Below are 19,567 nucleotides of genomic sequence, written 5' to 3'. Positions count from 1 at the left end.
ATAGAAAATAGAAGTAATTAGAAACCATAGGCTAATCCTCCACCGATAATGATTTCTTGTTCACTATTTATTGAAGAGTTTAATCTAAATGCAATGTCATTATTAGGTTTATATTGTATTCCCCCAGCAAAAGCTGTACCAGTTCGGTAGTTACTAATACCAATTCCTCCACTTAAGGTGTGATGGCTAAGATAAGGAATATTCGTCATTGCAACAGATGAAGCAATACCTGCAAATACTTTCTTTTCTAATGAGATGATTTTTTTATCTAAATTTGCAATTGAGTCTGTGATTTCAGCTTGTCTTTTCCTGTAATAGTGATCAAAATCATTAACATGAGTTTTGAGCTCATTAATATCTGTACTAATACTTCTTTTTAGCTGATTCATGGCATTATTTGTTGTTATTCTATTTTTTTCTACCATTTTTTTAGTTTGGATAAGATTAACGGCATCTGTATTATTTTTACCATCACTAATATTAACTAATCTCGATGTCTGCCCGTTTTCAGTGTTACCAAATGAAACCGTATTTTCTTCGGTTGCTAATGCATTATGACCAATAGCAACAGAGTGTGTATTTTTAGCTTGGCTATTGACTCCTATTGCAATTGAACCATTACCTGAAGCATTACTATTATCACCTAATGAAATACTAGGAATATTAACGATAATAGGTATTTCTTCCTTTTCTTTTGTTGAGTCTACATTTGAATACGAAAATGAAGGGAATAATAGAAAGAATAAAAATAACTTTTTAAATAACATTTAATTTAACCCTTTGAAAGGAATTTTTGGCGTAAATCAATGCTAAATGATTGTTTTTTTCATCACAAATAAAACATTCTGGAATTACTCTTAAAAATAGTTTTAAATAAAATTATATTTTTTTAAATATATGATTGATTACTGCAAAAATATTCTATTAAATAAAATTTTATTTAATAAGTTATTAAATAAAAAACTGCACTTTCATTAAAATGCAGTTTTGGATAAGTGTTAACTAATGTTTTTTTCTAAAGGCAAAAGCAACAGAAATCGCTTGTAGCAAACACATTGTTGATGTTTGAGAGCGAAAGGTTTTTATTTGAGCTTCTTTTACCGTTAAACAAACGTCACTCAAACTTGCCAGTGGACTAATGGGACTGTCTGTAACAATAATTTGTTTAGCTTCTTTATATGTTGCCATCTCGCACATTTTTTGCATTTCATCTGAGTATGGATGGAAATGAATGCCAAAAAGTACATCCCGATATGTAATATTTCTCAATTGCTCTTTGTACATTCCTCCTAAGCTGTTTACAAAGACAGTTTCGCAAGGAATGTGCGAGAGGGCATGAAAAAAATAACTCGCAGCACTGAATGAATGATGAAATCCACAAATATAAATTGTTTCAGCATGTTCGAGTAACTGTACTGTTTTATTTAACATTTCTCTGTGAGCCTGATTTGCCAATTGTTGCAATGAATGGCTATTTGCTTGTGCAAATTCTTGCAAAATATAGGCAGGCTCATTCAGATTAGGGGGTTCCTCTTTATATTTCTGTTTATAAGTTAAATTTTCATTTTCATTTACCATTTCATTCATCAAGTGATGCTGAAATAATTGTTTCATTTCATTAAAACCATTGAAATGAAACGCATTGGCAAAACGAATTAATGTCGATGGAGGAACATTTGCTTTATCTGCAAGGATTGCAATTGTATCAAATGCCACACTGTTTTTATTATCAAGTAGATAATGTGCAACCTGCTGTAGCCTTTTACTTAATCCATTATAGCGGGAGCGAACTTGTTCCTGTAGTTCATTCAGATTTGTTGCAGTAGACATAGTGCCCTCAATAAAAATACTGCTGTAATTGTAGTGTTTTTTGAGTCGGAATTGAATGTTTTTAGCTAATAGTAATTAAAATGAAATATAGAGTTAATTCAAAGTAAATGAACAACCTAAAGGTAATTATTTGATGTTTAAAACTCTATTTTATTTATTCTTTATTGGTTTTATTATCACTTATCGAAATTAATTTTCTTTATTTGGAATTAAATGAAATTAATATTTCATTTTGTTAAGGTGGAGATAATAACAATATCGTTTCTATTTTTTCTATTTTGTTTTATTTAACCTATTTCATTTTATATTGTTGTTAATTTAACTTAGAATATTATTTTTTATTATTGGTGTTATTGTAATTTGGAAATTGAAGTGTTTTAATATCTTTGTGCGCAATGATTGATATTTATAATACAACACTTGTTTTATTTGTTAATGATAGTAATTTATGACTATCTTAGTTTAAATATACTTATGTTGGTTGAAACTTTTATATGCAAAACGATCATCCGTGGATTAATTTATTAATGCACTATTTTCATGATCACTACTCAGAAATGATGCCTATTATTTTTCTTGTATGTATTGTGGGTATTATCTTTGGTGTTGTACGTGAAATGCGTTGGTTATCCGTTTTTTTTACTGTACCTTTAATTATCATTGTATTTTGTTTAATTAGTTCTAATTTAGGATAAGTAAAATATACAATTGTTATTAAGGTTGTACAATAGTTGTATTGACCTTGTTTTTAGACATTATTTTTTTCTTATATTTTCTCCTGTTATTGCATGTTATAAATCAGCAATGTGTTTATTCTATTTTGCCCATAAGCGATGTTTCAACAATACTATTGATTAGATAATCAACTAGGTGACTAATAAGAGATTGTTACATATTGATTATTATTGATAAAGATAAGCAAATTATTTGTTGAATTATATACTAACATTTTATTCCCAATACACTAAACTAGATAACATTATTTTAATGAATTAAAAACTATTGGGTTTTTATTATGGAATGGCGAAATAACACTTCTCGCTACGGGTACTTGTCACTCCTTTTGCATTGGGTGTCAGCACTTACTGTCTACGGTATGTTTGCTTTAGGATTATGGATGGTGACGCTAGGTTATTATGATAATTGGTATCATTCAGCACCTGAAATACATAAAAGTATCGGTATTCTTTTATTTATCATCCTAATAGTACGTGTGATATGGCGTTGGATATCACCACCACCTAAAGCATTAGGAAGCTACAGTAAATTTACTCGCATTAGTGCTCATATCGCGCACATGCTCTTATATTTAATTTTATTTTCTATTCTCATTAGTGGTTATTTAATCTCCACTGCTGATGGTCAAGCGATATCTGTATTTGAATGGTTTTCTGTACCCGCTATTTTTACAGGGGGAGCCGAGCAAGCAGATTTCGCCGGTGATATTCATCTTTATTTAGCATGGTCAGTTATTTTGTTATCACTATTACATGTGGCTGGTGCCTTAAAACATCATTTTATTGATAAAGATGTAACGTTAAAACGCATGCTAGGAATGCGAACTAAATAGTTAAATTTATAAAACAAAATTATGGAGATAACCATGTTTAAGAAAGCTTTATTGGGTTTAACAGCAGGTGCGTTGTTATTTAATGCGAGCACTGCTTTAGCCGCAGATTATACTATTGATAAACAAGGTCAACACGCATTTGTACAGTTTCGTATCCAACATTTAGGCTATAGCTGGTTATATGGCACATTTAAAGATTTCGATGGTACTTTTAGTTATGACAAAGAAGATCCATCAAAAGATAAAGTTGATGTTGTGATCAAAACAGGAAGTTTAGATACAAATCATGCTGAGCGCGATAAACATTTACGTAGTGCTGATTTCTTTAATGTGAGCAAATATCCTGAAGCACGATTTGTATCAACCAACGTTACTCGTGAAGGTGAGAACTATGTAGTGGTTGGTGATTTAACATTAAATGGTGTGACTAAGCCTGTATCATTAAATGCAAAATTAATTGGCGAAGGAACGGATCCTTGGAAAGGTTACCGTGCTGGTTTTGAAGCAACAGGTAAAGTAAACCTAAAAGAATTTAATATTAAATCAGATTTAGGGCCAAAATCACAAGAAGCTGAACTAATTATCTCAGTTGAAGGTGTAAAAAAAGCGTAATTGAACGTTTTTTTGTGAAGCAATAAAGCCCCATATGACTTTATATGATTTTTAAACCGATACCTTAGAGTATCGGTTTTTTTATGCGCGATTGAAAATTATTGCCTTATACTTAGGTAATAGTTCTTATTTTTTCATAGGGTTAATTAAGATTTATTTTGACGCTTTACCTATTTTAGGTAAGAACAAAGAGGATCATAACAAAGGCATGTTCACATCCTTATCCCTTTATTTAACGAAAAAAGAGTCAATAATGAAAAAATTACGTCATACTTTTTTGGGTACTCTGTTTATTTCTACTTTTTTAACAGCAGGTGTGTCAGAGGTTGATGCGTGTACTCGGCTTGTCTATTTAGGTGATAATAATCAAGTCATTACAGCTCGTTCAATGGATTGGAAATATGACATTGGAACCAATTTATGGACATTTCCACAAGGTATGCAACGTTCAGGAGAGGCAGGCGATAATTCAATTAAATGGACATCTAAATATGGAAGTGTTGTTGCATCCGGTTATGATATTTCAACAACAGATGGTATGAATGAAAAGGGATTGGTCGCTAATTTATTATGGTTGGCGGAATCAGATTATCCAGCTTATACCAAAGAAAAACCGGCTATTTCGATTTCAGCATGGGCTCAGTATGTGCTAGATAATTTTGCTACCGTTGAAGAAGCCGTGACAGCATTAGAAAGTGAACCTTTTATTGTTTTAACGGATAAGGTGCCAGGACAGGACAGAATGGCGACGTTACACCTTTCTCTTTCGGATGCTACTGGTGATAGTGCTATTATTGAATATATCAACGGCAAACAAGTCATTCATCACAGCAAAGAGTATCAAGTGATGACGAATTCACCTATTTTTTCAGAGCAGTTAGCATTAAATAGTTATTGGCAACAAATTGGTGGAACCGTGATGTTACCAGGAACGAATCGTGCATCTGATCGTTTTGCCAGAGCTTCTTTTTATGTGAATGCTATCCCTAAGGCTCAATCGAGTAAAAAATCGCTTGCTAGTGTTTTTGGTGTGATCAGAAATGTTTCTGTTCCTTATGGATTAAGCACCGTTGAGTCGCCAGAAATCTCATCTACACGCTGGAGAACTGTGGCTGATCATAAGAATCAATTATATTTTTTCGAATCAGCATTATCACCGAATACTTTTTGGGTTAACTTAAAGGAAATTGATTTTTCAAAGGAAAGCGGGAAAGTCATGGTGTTACCATTAGGTGAAGAGCAATCAATCATTTATTCAGCTAATGCAACAAGCCATTTTAAACCAGCAGAGCCTTTTAAATTTCAAGGATTAGATAATATTCCTTTAAATAACTAGTTGAGTATTCACGATACCTAATATGAAATTATCCGTAATACTAAATGTGATAGAGACATCTAAAGTGACAAGAAAGACGATGTCTTTATTACTTATCTTGAATGGTATATTTATCATTTACTCAATTTTGTTGTCCCGTGGTATTTATCTGGATTGGGAAATACACGGTTTTTCTGCATGGCTTAAATCATTGGGTGTATTAAAGCTTCTCGATATACCTAAAGTGATGTTAGCTTGTGCGCTAATCTTGCTTTCAATATTTATGTATTTAGGTGCAAGGATCGCATGGTGTGTCTCGCTTATTTTATTAGCTACTATTGTTTTTCTTGATGTTGCGGTTTATCAGCAAATTGGTTTTCAGGCTTATTTTTCATTTGCTTTGGTAATTGGATTATTAATCAGTTGGCGAGCCTTTCCACATCATAGTTTAACTAGTGCTGGCTTTGTGGCTTTTATCTGTATCCTTTCTTTGCTGTTATTCTCAATGTTAGGGAGTCTTTATATCGGGGATGAGTTTAGGCCTCATATTACAACATTAATGGATGCATTTTATTTTTCTATTGTCTGTATGACGACATTGGGATTTGGCGATATTGTGCCAATTAGTACAAATGCACGTATATTTACACTGACTGTTGTGATCTTGGGAATAACCGTTTTTACCACATCCATTGTTTATGTCATGGGATTTCTTGCTCGTGGGACTCGCGAGATTGTTAAGAAAAGGATCGCTAAAATGCATAATCATTTTATTATTATTGGCTCTTCGGCACTGGCTTCACAATTAGAAAAGGGATTAAGAGAGCAGGGAAAACCAGTTATTGCAATTTGTACTGATAAAAGTAAAGCTGTTTATGATACACAAGCTAACATTATTGAAGGTGATCCTACTAACCTTAAGACACTGCAATCCGCTAATATTGCTAAAGCCAGTTGGGTAGCAACTTTATCTGAAAGTGATGCTGAAAATACCTTTATCCTACTCACTATCCAAGAATGTTCTAATGTTGATGCCAAGTTAATTACCATTATTAATCAAGATGAAAATAGAGATAAGATCAGTCGATTACGTCCTGATATGTTGTTTTCTTTAGCATCGTTAGGTAAAGAAATTATGATGAAGGTATTATGTGGTGAATCTATTTCTTCATCAGATGTGACAGATTTGCTTTTAAACAAATATTTAAAATCATAATTTTGTTCAAACTATCTTTACGAACGATAATGATTACCATAAGATGTATTTAATATGCATCTTAAGTGAGGTTGAATTATGGAACTTGTTAGTTATAAAACAATGCCAGAGTGGACACGAACATCAATTCCTTTGGCGTTATTAGAACGCCACAATACAAAAGAAGGCACTTATGCTCAAATGCGAGTCCTGCAAGGTAAAATGACATTTGTTGTATTTAATGATGACGGTTCGCAAATTTCGGTAGATTGTGATACGGAAAATCAACCTCCACTCATTCAGCCCCAACAATGGCATAAAATTGATAAAGCGAGCGATGATGTACGTTGTCAGCTTTCATTTTTATGTGCGCCAGAAGATAAACTTTTTAAAGAAAATGACTTATCACTACCGCATTCTGAAGTGCGTTACATGGCAACATTGACTCAGCCTTGCAAGGTTTTGGATTTAGGTGCAGGGCGTGGACGTAATAGTTTCTATTTAGCGTCTCAAGGGTATGATGTCACTGCATTAGATATTAATGCCTCTCATATTGATGCGATTGAAACCGTTAAAGCTAAAACAGGTTTTGCAGTAAAAAGCGGTTTATACGATATAAATGAAGCTTCACTGACTGAAAAATATGACATCATTATTTCAACCGTTGTGTTGATGTTCTGCCAACGTGGACGCATTGAAAGCATTATTAAAAACATGCAAGAATGTACTAATAGTAATGGTATTAATGTGATTGTTTGTCCGGTTGAAACAGCGAATAGTGATCCTGCTGAAATTCCTTTTAAGACTTTTTTACGTCAAGGCGAATTAGCAGATTACTATAAAGACTGGGAAATTATTAAATATAATGAAAACCCTGGTCATTTACATAAAACTGATGCTAATGGTAATCGTATTGCTTTGAATTTTGCGACGTTAATTGCTCGTAAAAAATAATTCAGATCATAACATTTATTTTAAATACCCCAATTTTTTAGTTGGGGTATTTTTTTATCTGTTAAAGTCTGTTTTATTGTTGTGGTGATTTATCACTTTTAATGTCATCAGCTTGGTCTGTTTGTTCTTTTGTTTCAGACTTTTGTAATATGCGTTCTAATAAAACGGTATAAATAGGGCGACCACCTAATAGCTGTGCCAACATTGTCGCTCCTAAACAGGTGATTATCATTGGAAGGATAAGCTGATAATTATCTGTCATTTCTAAGACTAAAACTATTCCAGTCAGTGGCGCTCTTACTGTTGCCGCAAATAAGGCTCCCATACCAGCAATGGCAAAAGTACCGATTTGAATTTGATAGTCAGGGAAAAGTAATGTTGCCATTAATCCGAATGCACTACCAAACAGAGTACCTAATGCGAGAGTGGGGGCAAATATGCCACCTGGAGCGCCAGATGCAAAACTAATAATGGATGTGATCGTTCGTAAAATAAAGAAAAGTAACAGTGCAATAAGAGAATATTGTCCGGTACTGAGTGCTGGAATAATGCTAAATCCACCGCCAGTAATTTCAGGAATGATAAGTGCCAATAAGCCACAAAGCCCACCAATAATACCGCCAGTTAAAACAAAACGTGAAGTTTTATCTTGATAAAAATGTTGGAACTGAGTTTGAACATAAAAAAGCAATTTACTGAATATAACGCCAATAATGCCGAATAACATACCTAAGACTAGATATAACCAAAGTGTATTAAGTGGGGCTGATGAAAATTTACCAATATGAATGACACCGCCTTCACCATTAAATAGGCGAAAGACAATGCATGACATAATTACTCCAATAAAAACCGCTTTAATAGAAATAAGGTTGTATTTAAATTGAGGACGCATCTCTTCAATAATAAATAAAATACCCGCAAGAGGTGCATTGAAAGCTGCTGTTAATCCGGCAGCTGCGCCGGTTGCTAATAATGTGTGACGTGATTCTTTATCTTTTAAGCGAGAAATATCATTAACCAATTGACCAATATTGGCACCCAATTGAACCGTTGGGCCTTCACGACCTAATACCATGCCTGAACCTAATGTTCCAATACTGGCAATAAATTTTACTGGTAATACTCGCCACCAACGAACAGGGCGAATATCTATCATTGCCCCTTCAATTTCAGGGATACCAGATCCTCCTGATTCAGGTGAGAATTTTTTCACTAAATAGTAACCGAGCATGGCTAAAACAGAGGAAAATAACAATGTAATAATTACCAGAACATAAGGATTGGTGAAGGTTTTGACGAGTTCTTCTTGTCTGAAGTTTATAACCCAACTCACACTTTTTTCAAATAAAACACCCACTAATCCAGCAAGCGAACCGACTATGGCAGACAGTAGCAGGACTTTCAGTGGCGCAAGGTTGGTTTCTTGAGCTTTTCTGAATAAATTAAAACGTCGTTCATTTTGGCTATTTTGGATAGATTTACGGTTATGCATAACTTTGATTTATGTATTGTAACAATGAACATAATGATAGCGTAATTTTGTATTGAAGTGATATTTCTCACATAACGTAATCAATTTTAGAGTTAGTCGTTTTTTTTTCTAGCATATTTTCACTTTTTCATCTTTAGTGTAATTGATAACAAAAAATACATATTTATATAACATTTTGGACGAGAAAGGGTAATTTATGGATTTCATCACAAATATATTAAGCGCTATAAATAGCGTGGTATGGGGAGTGCCGATGCTTGTCGGTATTCTAGGAATTGGTCTTTTTATGCAGTTTCGGCTCGGTTTCTTACCTATCCGAAAATTAGGTACAGGATTTAAACTTCTATTTGAAAAAAATGATAAAAGAGGCGAAGGACAAATATCGCCCTTTAATGCATTGATGACGGCACTTTCAGCAACTATCGGAACAGGTAATATCGCCGGTGTTGCAACGGCAGTTGTATTAGGTGGCCCCGGTGCTTTGTTTTGGATGTGGATGACGGCATTAGTGGGGATGGCAACAAAGTATTCTGAAGCTGTATTAGCGGTGCGTTTTCGTGAAGTTGATAAATACGGAAACTATGTTGGTGGCCCAATGTATTACATCAAGAATGGTTTGGGTAAAAATTGGGTTTGGTTAGGTACCGTTTTTGCTATTTTCGGTAGCTTTGCTGGTTTCGGTATTGGTAATACGGTGCAAGCTAACTCAGTCGCAGATGTATTACAAAGTAATTTTGGCATTTCAACTACCATTACCGCCATTGTGTTAGTTGTCTTAGTTGGCGCGGTACTCATTGGTGGGATCAAACGTATTGCCGATGTCGCAGGTAAATTAGTTCCTATCATGACTGTTGGCTATTTTGGTGCTGGTATTGTTGTTTTAGCGCTAAATGTGACCGCCATTCCTGATGCTATTGTCCTTATTGTTAAATCAGCATTTACTCCAGTTGCTGCTCAAGGTGGGTTTGCTGGTGCAGCCGTTTGGGCAGCGATCCGTTTTGGTGTAGCGCGTGGTGTTTTCTCTAACGAAGCAGGATTGGGTAGTGCACCTATTGCACACGCAACAGCTAAAACACAAAATCCTGTTCGCCAAGGTTTGATTGCGATGTTGGGGACATTTATTGATACCATCATCGTCTGTTCTGTTACGGGATTAACCATCGTTATTACAGGACAATGGCTAACAGGACAAAGTGGAGCAACATTAACTGCTGCATCATTCTCTATCGCTATTCCGGGTGGTAACTATATTGTGGCCATAGCGTTAGCCATTTTTGCATTTACTACTATTTTAGGTTGGAGTTTTTATGGTGAGAAATGTGTGCAATATCTTTTTGGACCTAAAGCTATTATGCCATTTCGTATTGCATGGCTGATTGCATTACCGGTAGGGGCAACACAATCATTAGAGTTTGTGTGGTTATTGGCCGATACACTCAATGCAATGATGGCTATTCCTAACTTAATTGCATTAGCCTTATTGAGCCCAGTTGTTTATCGCTTAACAAAAGATCATATAAAAGATGTTAACGCTGATAATATTGGGTTAGATAAAGAAACTCATTCAGTGAGCAAAAAAGAAGCCGAAGCAGAGTAACTCGTTCTTACTTATTGGCTAAAAAACACAACAAAAAACCGTATGCACTTAGAATTTGGCATACGGTTTTTTATGGTGATAACTTAAAGTGTGAGAAATTATAGATAATAAAAAGCCTTCTGGGGAGAAGGCGAAGAGATGAGTATAGATATTATATTTATAAGAATTTAGAAAAGAGAGAAAATCTTATTCTTTCATACTGATGAAGATGTTTTTCACTTGGCTATAAGCATCTAACATCATTTTATGTGTTTCACGTCCTAAACCTGATTTCTTGTAACCCCCAAATGGTGCGTGAGCTGGGAGTTCATGATAAGTGTTAACCCACATACGACCGGTTCTTACTGCTTTTGCAACACGTAAGGCACGGTTAATATCTTGAGTCCAAACACCACCACCAAGTCCATATTCTGAATCATTTGCCATTTCGATCACTTCATCTTCATTATCGAATGGAATAACACATAATACAGGCCCAAAAATTTCTTCTCGTGCAACGCGCATTTGGTTAGTTGCGTTAATGATGATAGTAGGACGAATAAAGAATCCATCATCGTAGCCTTCACCCGTAATACGTTCACCACCAGTTAAAACAGTTGCGCCTTCTTTTTTTGCGAGTTCAACGTAGCCTAAGATAGTATCCATTTGATCTTGACTAACTTGTGTACCCATTTGTGTATTAGGATCAAGAGGATCACCGACACGAATACTCTCAAATTCAGTTTTTAATGCTTTCAAAAAGTCGTCATGAATATCTTTGTGCAAGAACAGACGTGAACCTGATTCACAAGCTTGTCCTTGGTTCATCAATATTGCCAATGCTGAATATTTGACCGCTTTTTTCATATTTGCATCAGGGAAAACAATATTGGCTGATTTTCCGCCTAATTCCAGTGTTGCTGGAACCATTTTTTTCGCTGCGGCTTCTGCTACGGTATAACCCACATTGGTAGAACCTGTAAACGCCAGTTTATCAATATCTTGGTGCTCTAAAATAGCTTGTCCTACAATAGATCCACGTCCCGTAACAATATTAATCACACCAGCTGGTAATATTTCATTTAAAATACGACCTAGCTCTAATAATGAAAGGGAAGTCAGTGTTGCTGGGTTAATTACGACAGTATCACCCGCGGCAATTGCTGGCGCCAATTTCCATGCTGCCATTAATAATGGGAAGTTCCATGGAATAATTTGCCCAACTACGCCAATGGGTTCACGAATAACAAGGCTAATGGTATTTTCGTCTAGGACGGCACTTTCATCGGTATGAGAGCGTATCACGCCTGCAAAATATCGAAAATGGTCAATAGAGGCAGGTAAATCTATGTTTTTCGACTCATTGAGTGGCTTACCATTATCTAATGATTCGATCCAAGCAAAGCGTTCTTGCTCTTGCTCTAAGCGATCTGCAATTTTTAATAAGAGGGCTTGGCGCTCTGCTGGAGATGTTTTACTCCATGTTTTGAATGCATTACGTGCGGCAGTGACTGCGCGATCGACATCTTCGGCACTTCCTGATTGGTATTCACTTAATAATTCACCGGTTGCAGGGCTATAGGTTTTAGTTGTTTTTTGCGATGTGCTAGTTACCCATTCTCCTCCAATTAGCATTTTGTAGCTTTCTAGAGGACGAAATTCTGATGGAACATTATTTAGTTTAATCATTTTTAATCTCCAATGTAGGGGTGAGCATCATTTAAACTTATAATTTCATTTCGTAATACTCGTGCTAATAACATATATCAAATGAAATAATTTGATTAGCTATTGATGCAATAGGTGATATTAACTATAAAAAATAGTAATGAATATTACTGATTTAACAAAATTAAATTAATTTAATCGTTTCATCTCTCACTCTTTATATGATTAAACAAAAAATACCCCATCAGTTATTCTTCAATATTCTTTCTCATTTTCTTATCAAAGGTGTAATGCGATTAATCAATCTGTTCAAAAAATCAGGCTTTAGATTTATGTGAAATCAAAAGATAAAAAAAAAGATATTAAAAGATTTGCTAGAAATTGCGTTAGATCAAACAACATTTAAATTATTCAATATTGCACTTTCTCTCTGATAAAAATGGCGTATTCTTATGTTGCATCTAGAATGCAACTTATAAAAATAAAGCGTTATCTTTTATTAGAAGGAATACGATATGTATTGTGTGCAATGTGAACAAACAATGAAAACGCCTGTAGGTAATGGTTGTGCCTATGCGCAAGGTATGTGTGGTAAAACAGCAGAAACTTCAGATCTTCAAGATTTATTGGTTGCTGTATTAGAAGGACTATCTGCCTGGGCATTAGCGGCACGTAGTGTTGATATTATTGATCATGATGTAGACAGCTTTGCGCCTCGCGCTTTTTTCTCTACGTTAACTAACGTCAACTTTGATTCTGATCGCATTGTCGGCTATGCGAAAGAAGCTATCTATTTCCGTGAAAGTCTGAAATCTCGTATCTTAGCAAAAAATGCAGCGATTCAGGTCACTAATCCAAGAGCTGAAATTCAATTAGCTGGAAATGATTTAGACAGTTTACAAAAACAAGCCCAGCTATTTGCCTTAAATGGCGATAAAGCACAGATTGGTGATGATCTTCATGGCTTACGTATGCTGTGTTTATATGGCTTAAAAGGTGCTGCTGCTTATATGGAACATGCGCATGTCTTAGGCCAATACGATAATGAAATTTATGCAGAGTATCACCGCTATATGGCGTGGTTAGGAACTGATCCTGCTGATATGAATGAATTGTTAGAAAATGCGATGGGTATTGGTCAAATGAACTTCCGCATTATGGCAATTTTGGATAAAGGTGAAACACAAGCATATGGTAACCCAACGCCAGTTACGGTTAATGTGCGTCCTGTTGCAGGTAAAGCAATATTAATTTCAGGTCATGACCTGAAAGATTTACAAATGCTACTTGAGCAAACTGAAGGTAAAGGTATCAACATTTATACTCATGGTGAAATGTTACCTGCTCATGGTTACCCAGAACTTAAAAAATATAAACACTTAGTGGGTAACTATGGTAGTGGTTGGCAGAATCAGCAAATTGAATTTGCGAAATTCCCAGGCCCTGTATTAATGACATCAAACTGTATTATTGATCCTAATGTGGGTAATTACGGTGATCGTATTTGGACTCGCAGTATTGTTGGCTGGCCGGGTGTAAAACACATCACAGGTGATGATTTCTCTGAAATGATTGAACAAGCTCAATCATTAGAGGGTTTCCCATATAGCGAAATTGAGCATTTAATTACGGTTGGTTTTGGTCGTGAAACACTATTAAATGCGGCTGATACAGTGATTGATTTAGTTTCACAGAAAAAATTACGTCACGTTTTCTTGGTTGGTGGTTGTGATGGTAGCCGTGGTGAACGTAGTTATTACACTGATCTAGCAAGAGAAATCCCACAAGATTGTTTAATTATGACATTGGCGTGTGGTAAATACCGCTTTAATAAATTAGATTTTGGTACTTTAGAAGGGTTACCACGCTTACTTGATGTGGGTCAGTGTAACGATGCTTACTCTGCGATTATGCTAGCAGTTAATCTAGCTGAAAAATTAGGTTGTGGTGTCAATGATTTACCACTGTCCTTAATTTTATCTTGGTTTGAGCAAAAAGCGATTGTTATTTTATTAACTCTGCTTTCATTAGGCGTAAAAAATATTTATACCGGCCCTACAGCACCTGCGTTCTTAACAGACAATCTGCTGGCAGTCTTAAATGAGAAGTTCGGTATGCGCTCTATCACTACACCAGAACAAGATCTTAAAGAGATCCTTTCAGCTTAATCGTTTAATTCATCATCATTGCCGAGGCCTACGGGCTTCGGTAAGGAATAAATATCCATGACGATGCCAAGTTCCCTTTGCCCTAATCGTATGCAAGTTCACTCAATTGTTCAGGAAACCCCTGAAGTGTGGACATTAAATTTAATTAATCACGACTTTTATTCATACAAACCAGGTCAATTTGCATTGGTTAGTATCAATAATAGTGATGAAACAATGCGTGCTTATACCATTTCATCCTCTCCAGGGTTAAGCCCTTTTGTCACTTTAACTGTTCGCCGTTTAGAAAATGGCATTGGTTCAGGTTGGTTAACATCACAAGTCAAACCAGGTGATTATCTTTGGTTATCTGATGCCCAAGGTGAATTTACTTGTGCAGGAAAAGAAGATGCTCGCTATTTAATGTTAGCCGCAGGGTGTGGTGTTACCCCTGTGATGTCGATGACACGCTGGTTGCTAAATACTCAACCTAAAGCGAATATCACAGTTATTTTTAATATTCGTGAGCAAAGCCAGTTTATCTTTGAGAAAGAGTGGATCGAATTAGCCAATGCGTATCCCTATAATCTCAATTTTATTATGATGCCTAAATTACCTGATAATAAAGGGATATTTAGTGGTCGTATTTCTCAAGAAAAATTAGCTGTATTAGTACCTGATATTGCGAGTCGCACTGTTATGTGTTGTGGCCCAAATAGTTACATGGAAGATACAGGACGTTTTGCAAGAAATCTTGGTGTACCAGCTGAGAATATCTTTATGGAACGTTTTGGTGATGAACCTGTTTGCATTGATGAAAATGAACAATTAACCATGACTATTCGTCATCCATTATCGCAAATTAAAGTTCCTGTTGGTGTTACTTTGTTAACGGCAATGGAAGAGAATAAAGTGCCGGTTTTTGCTGCTTGTCGTGCAGGTGTTTGTGGCAGTTGTAAAACGCGAATTATTAGTGGTGATTATGATGTTTCCAGCACCAGTACATTAACGCCTGAAGAGATTGCGCAAGGTTATGTGTTAGCGTGTAGTTGCCGTTTAAAAGGTGATGTTGAGCTAGCATAATCTCTTTTTATTAAACTCTTTCCTTCTATTTTTCTATTTTTTGCCCTGTTAATTTATTAACGGGGTTTTTTATGTCTATTCTTCCCATAAAATGTGGTATTAACCGGGAAAATCCCCCCCTTTATTTTAATTTAAACTCCATTTTATTTATTCAGAATAATAAAAGTATTGAAATGGGGGAGTTAATAAAAATATATTTTAATCAGTGTGGAGTTTCCTTATAAACATTCTGCTATTATTTAAACCATTGATTGGGTAAGGGGGGGTATATGAAAAAATTGTTAGTTATTTGTTTATTTAGTGTCATGTTATCTGGCTGTGAAAAACCTCAACAAACCCTTGATGGCTCTAATGTAGAGTCATTACGTATGTCAATTGTTGAAATGCGTAATTCTCTCCCCCTTGATGAGCAAGCGCGTTTTGACGAAGCAATAGAATTAGCGATCCTTAATGATATTAATTTTAATGATTTAGTGATTGCGGGGCGTCATAAGAATGGCGATATGATCACCCGTAAAATGTGCCAATCATTAGATGGTAAAACGGTAAAAGAGATATTTTCACAGGCAGAAGAAATAAAAGTGCAAAAATTAGCATTTAAATAATCAATTAATAAACAAATCACCTCTGACTTATGCGATTTTTACTTTCGTAGAAGAGGTTTATTTCTTTTTATATATTAGTTCAAAATGAAATTATGTTATTTAATTACCTGATGAATATTCTTGGCATCATTTTCAATAGAACTTAAACAAAATCGTTATCGTGCTTTCCATTATAATGTGAGTGGTTATAATGCGCGCCGCATTCGCAAGAAAATGGCAGTATCTCGTTAGGCGAGGCTCCTATACAAACACAGGTTACTGATCTGACGACGTCGAGAGACGCCCAAGATTAGGACAGGATATATCGACCGAAGGTATATCCCCATGTAACTTCCAGTATTCATCGGATACGTTGTATAGTGCTAAAACCGAGACGTGTAGATAGCTTTTGCATTCTCGCTTCTGGTTTCGCCCCTATGGAGAACTGATTTGCTAAACACAAACAGTAATAGGGAACCACAAAAATGACTTTCAATACTCAAAACAAAATGGATGCTGTATTAGTTGCAGATGCATCCTTAAACACACCGCAAAACAACTCAACTCAAGACCAATATAATCGTTTAAAAGATGATACAACGGTTAGCGCATATATGAGCCAGTCTTATATTGCAGTTTCTGTCGCTGATTCTGTTGAAAATGTGAAAGCTCAATTGGTTAATGATTTAAAAGATGAATTAATTCCAACCTATTTATATGTGGTGGATAAAGATAATTATCTTAATGGGATTTTACCTGTTAAATCATTATTAACCGCGGCAAATGATCTGTTTGTGTCTGATGTTATGCGTCAAACTTTTTTCTCTGTATCACCTGAGCAGAATCGACATGATGTATATCAATTGATTAGCCATAGCGGTTTAGACAGTGTACCTGTGATGCATTTTGGAAAATTAGTGGGTGTGTTACGTCCTCAAGATATTGCGGAATTGATTGAAGATGAAAATACCCTTGACGCACAGATGCAAGGGGCAACGTCACCATTAGAGCAGCCTTATTTAGAAACCAGTCCAGTGACATTATGGCGTAAACGTGTTGTATGGTTATTGATGCTGTTTGTGGCAGAAGCGTATACCAGTACAGTATTACATGCTTTTGAAGATAGACTAGAAGCCGCCATTTCATTGGCATTCTTTATTCCATTACTGATTGGTACTGGGGGAAATAGCGGAACACAAATTACCTCAACACTTGTTCGTGCTATGGCGTTAGGAGAAGTTAGCTTACGCAATGTGTGGTCTGTTTTAAGAAAAGAGATAACAACATCTATCATGGTTGCGTTAACCATGGGGATCGCGGGCTTTGTACGAGCTTGGTTCTTAGGCGTCGGAATGGAAGTGATGATTGTTGTTGGATTAACACTTGTTTCCATTACCGTTTGGAGTGCAATTGTTTCGTCTGTTATTCCAATGGTATTAAAGCGTTTAGGTATTGATCCAGCTGTTGTGTCAGCACCGTTTATCGCAACGTTAATTGATGGTACAGGTCTTATTATTTACTTTGAAATCGCATCTCATGTGATGAGCGAGTTTGCCTAAGACAATCCCACATATTTATTCTCAAGATAAAGCCGATGTGATTTTACTGACATATCGGCTTTATTTTTTGCTAAATTTTATTCGAATTAAATGCATTTTAGGCAAGGCTGAGATCTGCTACCTAGTGAATTAGGCTAGAATTTCGATTGTTCTATAAATTGCAAAATTGATTGACAATGACGGCAACGATATTGATTTTCACCACGTAACACCTTGTTATGACGGCGGATTGTAAGTTGATGTTCTTCTTCACATTGGCAAGCATAACGAAAGGTTTTGGCTTTAACAGTACTAACATCAAAATGATGGGTACGTTTAGCTGAAACGCCTAATACTGTTTCCATCATCCATTTCCACTCTTTTCCATGAGGCGCTGCGCGACCGAAATGTCGATTAACTAATAAGTGTGCTAGTTCATGGGGAATAACTTCCTCAATAAAATTCTGTTTATTTTCAATCAATAATGTAGGATTAATACGGATCTCCCAATTTGCATAATAGGCACTGCCTGCAATAGTCCCTCTCTGATTATAATGTAGAGTAGGTTCTGGGTAATTTGTATTAAGATAAAGATTAGCCTGCTGCAATTTTTCACGCAGTGTTCGCATAACGCTTTGCACTAAGGCGATGGGGACTCTTACCGTTTTCATGTTACAGAGCATATAGCGCCTTATACAAACACGCAATAAAAAGAAAACTTGCACAATATATAAATTAACATATTATTAAAAAGTATATTGATTATGGAGTTTACCATGACACAACGAGTTCAACCTGATTTATTAGATGCAATGAAATCGGCGGCTAATGAAGCGTCTAGCATGCTTAAGACGCTAGGAAATGGCGATCGCCTCTTATTATTGTGCCAATTAAGTCAGGGTGAAAAAAGTGTGAGTGAATTAGAAGAAAGTTTAGGTATACGTCAACCTACACTTTCTCAACAACTGACTGTTTTACGCAATGAAGGATTAGTGAATACTCGTCGTGATGGGAAACGTATCTTTTATTCTATTGCTGATGAAAAAGTATTAGTGCTTCTTAATACGCTTTATCAGCTTTATTGCCCTATAGCAGGTTAAGTTATGAATATAGATTGGGTTCACTTTACGCCTTTAAGTGCAGCAATAGGTGGACTAATGATAGGTGCGGCTGCCGCTATTTTATTGTTATTTAATGGCCGCATCGCAGGAATAAGTGGAATTTTAGGTGGTATTTTATCAATAAAACAGCAAGGGAATGGCTGGCGTTGGGCATTCTTAATTGGCATGTTAATAGCACCTACACTGTTTTATTTTTTTGATAAACCTTTAGCGCCAGTGATTGAAACATCACCTTGGATGTTGATCATAGCAGGTGTGCTGGTGGGAGCAGGTACACGTTTAGGTAATGGTTGTACTAGCGGTCATGGTATTTGTGGATTAGCTCGATTATCGCGTCGTTCTATCGTTGCTGTGATAGTGTTTATGGTGACCGCTTTTATCACTGTTTATATTCAACGGCATGTAATGGGAGGATAATAAAATGACAAAGTTCGTTGCTTTTCTTTGTGGCCTTCTATTTAGTGCAGGGTTGATCGTGGGTGGAATGAGTAACCCACAAAAAATCTTAGGGTTTTTGGATATTACAGGAAACTGGGATCCTTCTTTATTGGTAATCATGGGGGCAGGTCTTGTTGTCAGCATTATTGGCTACCAATTAACACGCCGTAGACAACAAAGTATATTAGCGTGCCCTTTAAATATTCCAACCAATAAGATTATTGATAAGCCTCTCGTGTTGGGGAGTGTGTTATTTGGTATTGGCTGGGGATTAGCTGGGATTTGCCCGGGCCCAGGTTTGGTATTAGCAGGGGCGGGATTTTATCAAGGTATTTTATTTGTTCTTGCCATGATTACAGGTTGGTTATTAGTCGGCTTTTTGCGTAAAGCACCGTAATGGCAATGTAATCTGCTTATATTTGTAGAAATATTAAACGGGAA

19 protein-coding genes and 1 riboswitch are annotated in these 19,567 nt (G+C 35.8%); of the genes, 14 read left to right on the top strand and 5 right to left on the bottom strand.

Going from position 1 to position 19,567, the window contains the following annotated elements; translation table 11 throughout:
- Positions 1–17 precede the first annotated feature (17 nt).
- Entirely contained in the window at positions 18–767 is a 750-nt protein-coding gene (locus tag GTH24_RS14355; protein ID WP_164526555.1) for a hemagglutinin, read from the bottom strand.
- Positions 768–1,002: 235 nt separating this feature from the next.
- Entirely contained in the window at positions 1,003–1,830 is an 828-nt protein-coding gene (locus GTH24_RS14350; RefSeq protein ID WP_072069305.1) for a MurR/RpiR family transcriptional regulator, read from the bottom strand.
- A gap of 494 nt (positions 1,831–2,324) precedes the next feature.
- Between GTH24_RS14350 and GTH24_RS14345 the strand changes: the two genes are divergently transcribed.
- From GTH24_RS14345 to tehB, 6 genes are all read left to right on the top strand, one after another.
- Entirely contained in the window at positions 2,325–2,525 is a 201-nt protein-coding gene (locus GTH24_RS14345; protein WP_072069304.1) for a hypothetical protein, read from the top strand.
- 320 nt (positions 2,526–2,845) lie between these two features.
- The gene (locus GTH24_RS14340) at positions 2,846–3,400 is read left to right on the top strand and encodes a cytochrome b (protein WP_164526554.1); all 555 of its coding nucleotides are present in this window, start codon (positions 2,846–2,848) and stop codon (positions 3,398–3,400) included.
- 33 nt (positions 3,401–3,433) lie between these two features.
- Positions 3,434–4,012, top strand: coding sequence for a YceI family protein (locus tag GTH24_RS14335; RefSeq protein ID WP_072069302.1), 579 nt, complete (start codon positions 3,434–3,436; stop codon positions 4,010–4,012).
- A gap of 250 nt (positions 4,013–4,262) precedes the next feature.
- Positions 4,263–5,348 carry a linear amide C-N hydrolase gene (locus GTH24_RS14330; protein WP_082151797.1) on the top strand — a complete coding sequence of 362 codons (1,086 nt, stop codon included), beginning with the start codon at positions 4,263–4,265 and terminating at the stop codon, positions 5,346–5,348.
- A 79-nt stretch (positions 5,349–5,427) separates the two neighbouring features.
- Positions 5,428–6,543: an NAD-binding protein gene (locus tag GTH24_RS14325; protein ID WP_241253968.1), complete on the top strand. Its 1,116-nt coding sequence runs from the start codon at positions 5,428–5,430 to the stop codon at positions 6,541–6,543.
- Between the two features lie 78 nt (positions 6,544–6,621).
- Entirely contained in the window at positions 6,622–7,476 is an 855-nt protein-coding gene (tehB, locus tag GTH24_RS14320) for an SAM-dependent methyltransferase TehB (protein ID WP_072069301.1), read from the top strand.
- Positions 7,477–7,549: 73 nt separating this feature from the next.
- On the opposite strand, the gene clcA is transcribed toward tehB, so the two are convergent.
- The gene (clcA, locus tag GTH24_RS14315; protein WP_164526553.1) at positions 7,550–8,971 is read right to left on the bottom strand and encodes a H(+)/Cl(-) exchange transporter ClcA; all 1,422 of its coding nucleotides are present in this window, start codon (positions 8,969–8,971) and stop codon (positions 7,550–7,552) included.
- 196 nt (positions 8,972–9,167) lie between these two features.
- On the opposite strand from clcA, the gene GTH24_RS14310 reads away from it, so the two are divergent.
- Positions 9,168–10,568, top strand: a complete 1,401-nt coding sequence (locus tag GTH24_RS14310; protein WP_164526552.1) for an alanine/glycine:cation symporter family protein — start codon at positions 9,168–9,170, stop codon at positions 10,566–10,568.
- A 186-nt stretch (positions 10,569–10,754) separates the two neighbouring features.
- Here GTH24_RS14310 and GTH24_RS14305 read toward each other — a convergent pair whose 3' ends face one another.
- Positions 10,755–12,236: an aldehyde dehydrogenase family protein gene (locus GTH24_RS14305; protein WP_072069298.1), complete on the bottom strand. Its 1,482-nt coding sequence runs from the start codon at positions 12,234–12,236 to the stop codon at positions 10,755–10,757.
- 494 nt (positions 12,237–12,730) lie between these two features.
- On the opposite strand from GTH24_RS14305, the gene hcp reads away from it, so the two are divergent.
- From hcp to mgtE, 4 genes are all read left to right on the top strand, one after another.
- Positions 12,731–14,383, top strand: coding sequence for a hydroxylamine reductase (gene hcp, locus GTH24_RS14300; RefSeq protein WP_164526551.1), 1,653 nt, complete (start codon positions 12,731–12,733; stop codon positions 14,381–14,383).
- A gap of 57 nt (positions 14,384–14,440) precedes the next feature.
- The gene (gene hcr, locus GTH24_RS14295) at positions 14,441–15,445 is read left to right on the top strand and encodes an NADH oxidoreductase (RefSeq protein ID WP_164526550.1); all 1,005 of its coding nucleotides are present in this window, start codon (positions 14,441–14,443) and stop codon (positions 15,443–15,445) included.
- 269 nt (positions 15,446–15,714) lie between these two features.
- On the top strand, positions 15,715–16,050 hold the full coding sequence (locus GTH24_RS14290) for a DUF6694 family lipoprotein (protein ID WP_109407493.1): 336 nt from the start codon (positions 15,715–15,717) through the stop codon (positions 16,048–16,050).
- Positions 16,051–16,266: 216 nt separating this feature from the next.
- Positions 16,267–16,438: riboswitch (M-box (ykoK) riboswitch) on the top strand.
- Positions 16,439–16,514: 76 nt separating this feature from the next.
- Positions 16,515–17,588, top strand: a complete 1,074-nt coding sequence (mgtE, locus tag GTH24_RS14285) for a magnesium transporter (protein ID WP_072069295.1) — start codon at positions 16,515–16,517, stop codon at positions 17,586–17,588.
- Between the two features lie 134 nt (positions 17,589–17,722).
- Here the strand turns inward: mgtE and GTH24_RS14280 are convergent, their stop codons facing one another.
- The gene (locus GTH24_RS14280) at positions 17,723–18,238 is read right to left on the bottom strand and encodes a SprT family zinc-dependent metalloprotease (RefSeq protein ID WP_141650204.1); all 516 of its coding nucleotides are present in this window, start codon (positions 18,236–18,238) and stop codon (positions 17,723–17,725) included.
- A 105-nt stretch (positions 18,239–18,343) separates the two neighbouring features.
- Between GTH24_RS14280 and GTH24_RS14275 the strand changes: the two genes are divergently transcribed.
- From GTH24_RS14275 to GTH24_RS14265, 3 genes are read left to right on the top strand one after another with little or no spacing between them, the layout of a single operon-like run.
- Positions 18,344–18,667, top strand: coding sequence for an ArsR/SmtB family transcription factor (locus GTH24_RS14275; protein WP_072069293.1), 324 nt, complete (start codon positions 18,344–18,346; stop codon positions 18,665–18,667).
- Between the two features lie 3 nt (positions 18,668–18,670).
- A complete protein-coding gene (locus GTH24_RS14270; protein WP_072069292.1) occupies positions 18,671–19,105 on the top strand; it encodes a YeeE/YedE family protein in 435 nt (144 codons plus the stop codon).
- A gap of 4 nt (positions 19,106–19,109) precedes the next feature.
- Entirely contained in the window at positions 19,110–19,523 is a 414-nt protein-coding gene (locus GTH24_RS14265; protein WP_072069291.1) for a DUF6691 family protein, read from the top strand.
- The last annotated feature ends 44 nt before the right edge of the window (positions 19,524–19,567 follow it).

The sequence above is a fragment of the Proteus vulgaris genome, assembly GCF_011045815.1.
In the GTDB taxonomy this organism is placed as follows: Bacteria; Pseudomonadota; Gammaproteobacteria; order Enterobacterales; family Enterobacteriaceae; genus Proteus; species Proteus vulgaris_B.
The sequence above is the reverse complement of the archived record's forward strand: the minus strand, read 5'-3'. Positions and strand labels throughout refer to the sequence as shown.

What these genes read in the sequence shown, in the direction of transcription:
- GTH24_RS14340 (WP_164526554.1), top strand. Translation starts at nt 2,846, where the DNA reads ATGGAATGGCGAAATAACACTTCTCGCTACGGGTACTTGTCACTCCTT.
- GTH24_RS14325 (WP_241253968.1), top strand. Translation starts at nt 5,428, where the DNA reads ATGTCTTTATTACTTATCTTGAATGGTATATTTATCATTTACTCAATT.
- GTH24_RS14310 (WP_164526552.1), top strand. Translation starts at nt 9,168, where the DNA reads ATGGATTTCATCACAAATATATTAAGCGCTATAAATAGCGTGGTATGG.
- GTH24_RS14275 (WP_072069293.1), top strand. Translation starts at nt 18,344, where the DNA reads ATGACACAACGAGTTCAACCTGATTTATTAGATGCAATGAAATCGGCG.
- GTH24_RS14355 (WP_164526555.1), bottom strand. Translation starts at nt 767, where the DNA reads ATGTTATTTAAAAAGTTATTTTTATTCTTTCTATTATTCCCTTCATTT.
- hcp (WP_164526551.1), top strand. Translation starts at nt 12,731, where the DNA reads ATGTATTGTGTGCAATGTGAACAAACAATGAAAACGCCTGTAGGTAAT.
- GTH24_RS14265 (WP_072069291.1), top strand. Translation starts at nt 19,110, where the DNA reads ATGACAAAGTTCGTTGCTTTTCTTTGTGGCCTTCTATTTAGTGCAGGG.
- GTH24_RS14350 (WP_072069305.1), bottom strand. Translation starts at nt 1,830, where the DNA reads ATGTCTACTGCAACAAATCTGAATGAACTACAGGAACAAGTTCGCTCC.
- GTH24_RS14290 (WP_109407493.1), top strand. Translation starts at nt 15,715, where the DNA reads ATGAAAAAATTGTTAGTTATTTGTTTATTTAGTGTCATGTTATCTGGC.
- GTH24_RS14270 (WP_072069292.1), top strand. Translation starts at nt 18,671, where the DNA reads ATGAATATAGATTGGGTTCACTTTACGCCTTTAAGTGCAGCAATAGGT.
- hcr (WP_164526550.1), top strand. Translation starts at nt 14,441, where the DNA reads ATGACGATGCCAAGTTCCCTTTGCCCTAATCGTATGCAAGTTCACTCA.
- clcA (WP_164526553.1), bottom strand. Translation starts at nt 8,971, where the DNA reads ATGCATAACCGTAAATCTATCCAAAATAGCCAAAATGAACGACGTTTT.
- mgtE (WP_072069295.1), top strand. Translation starts at nt 16,515, where the DNA reads ATGACTTTCAATACTCAAAACAAAATGGATGCTGTATTAGTTGCAGAT.
- GTH24_RS14305 (WP_072069298.1), bottom strand. Translation starts at nt 12,236, where the DNA reads ATGATTAAACTAAATAATGTTCCATCAGAATTTCGTCCTCTAGAAAGC.
- tehB (WP_072069301.1), top strand. Translation starts at nt 6,622, where the DNA reads ATGGAACTTGTTAGTTATAAAACAATGCCAGAGTGGACACGAACATCA.
- GTH24_RS14345 (WP_072069304.1), top strand. Translation starts at nt 2,325, where the DNA reads ATGCAAAACGATCATCCGTGGATTAATTTATTAATGCACTATTTTCAT.
- GTH24_RS14280 (WP_141650204.1), bottom strand. Translation starts at nt 18,238, where the DNA reads ATGAAAACGGTAAGAGTCCCCATCGCCTTAGTGCAAAGCGTTATGCGA.
- GTH24_RS14335 (WP_072069302.1), top strand. Translation starts at nt 3,434, where the DNA reads ATGTTTAAGAAAGCTTTATTGGGTTTAACAGCAGGTGCGTTGTTATTT.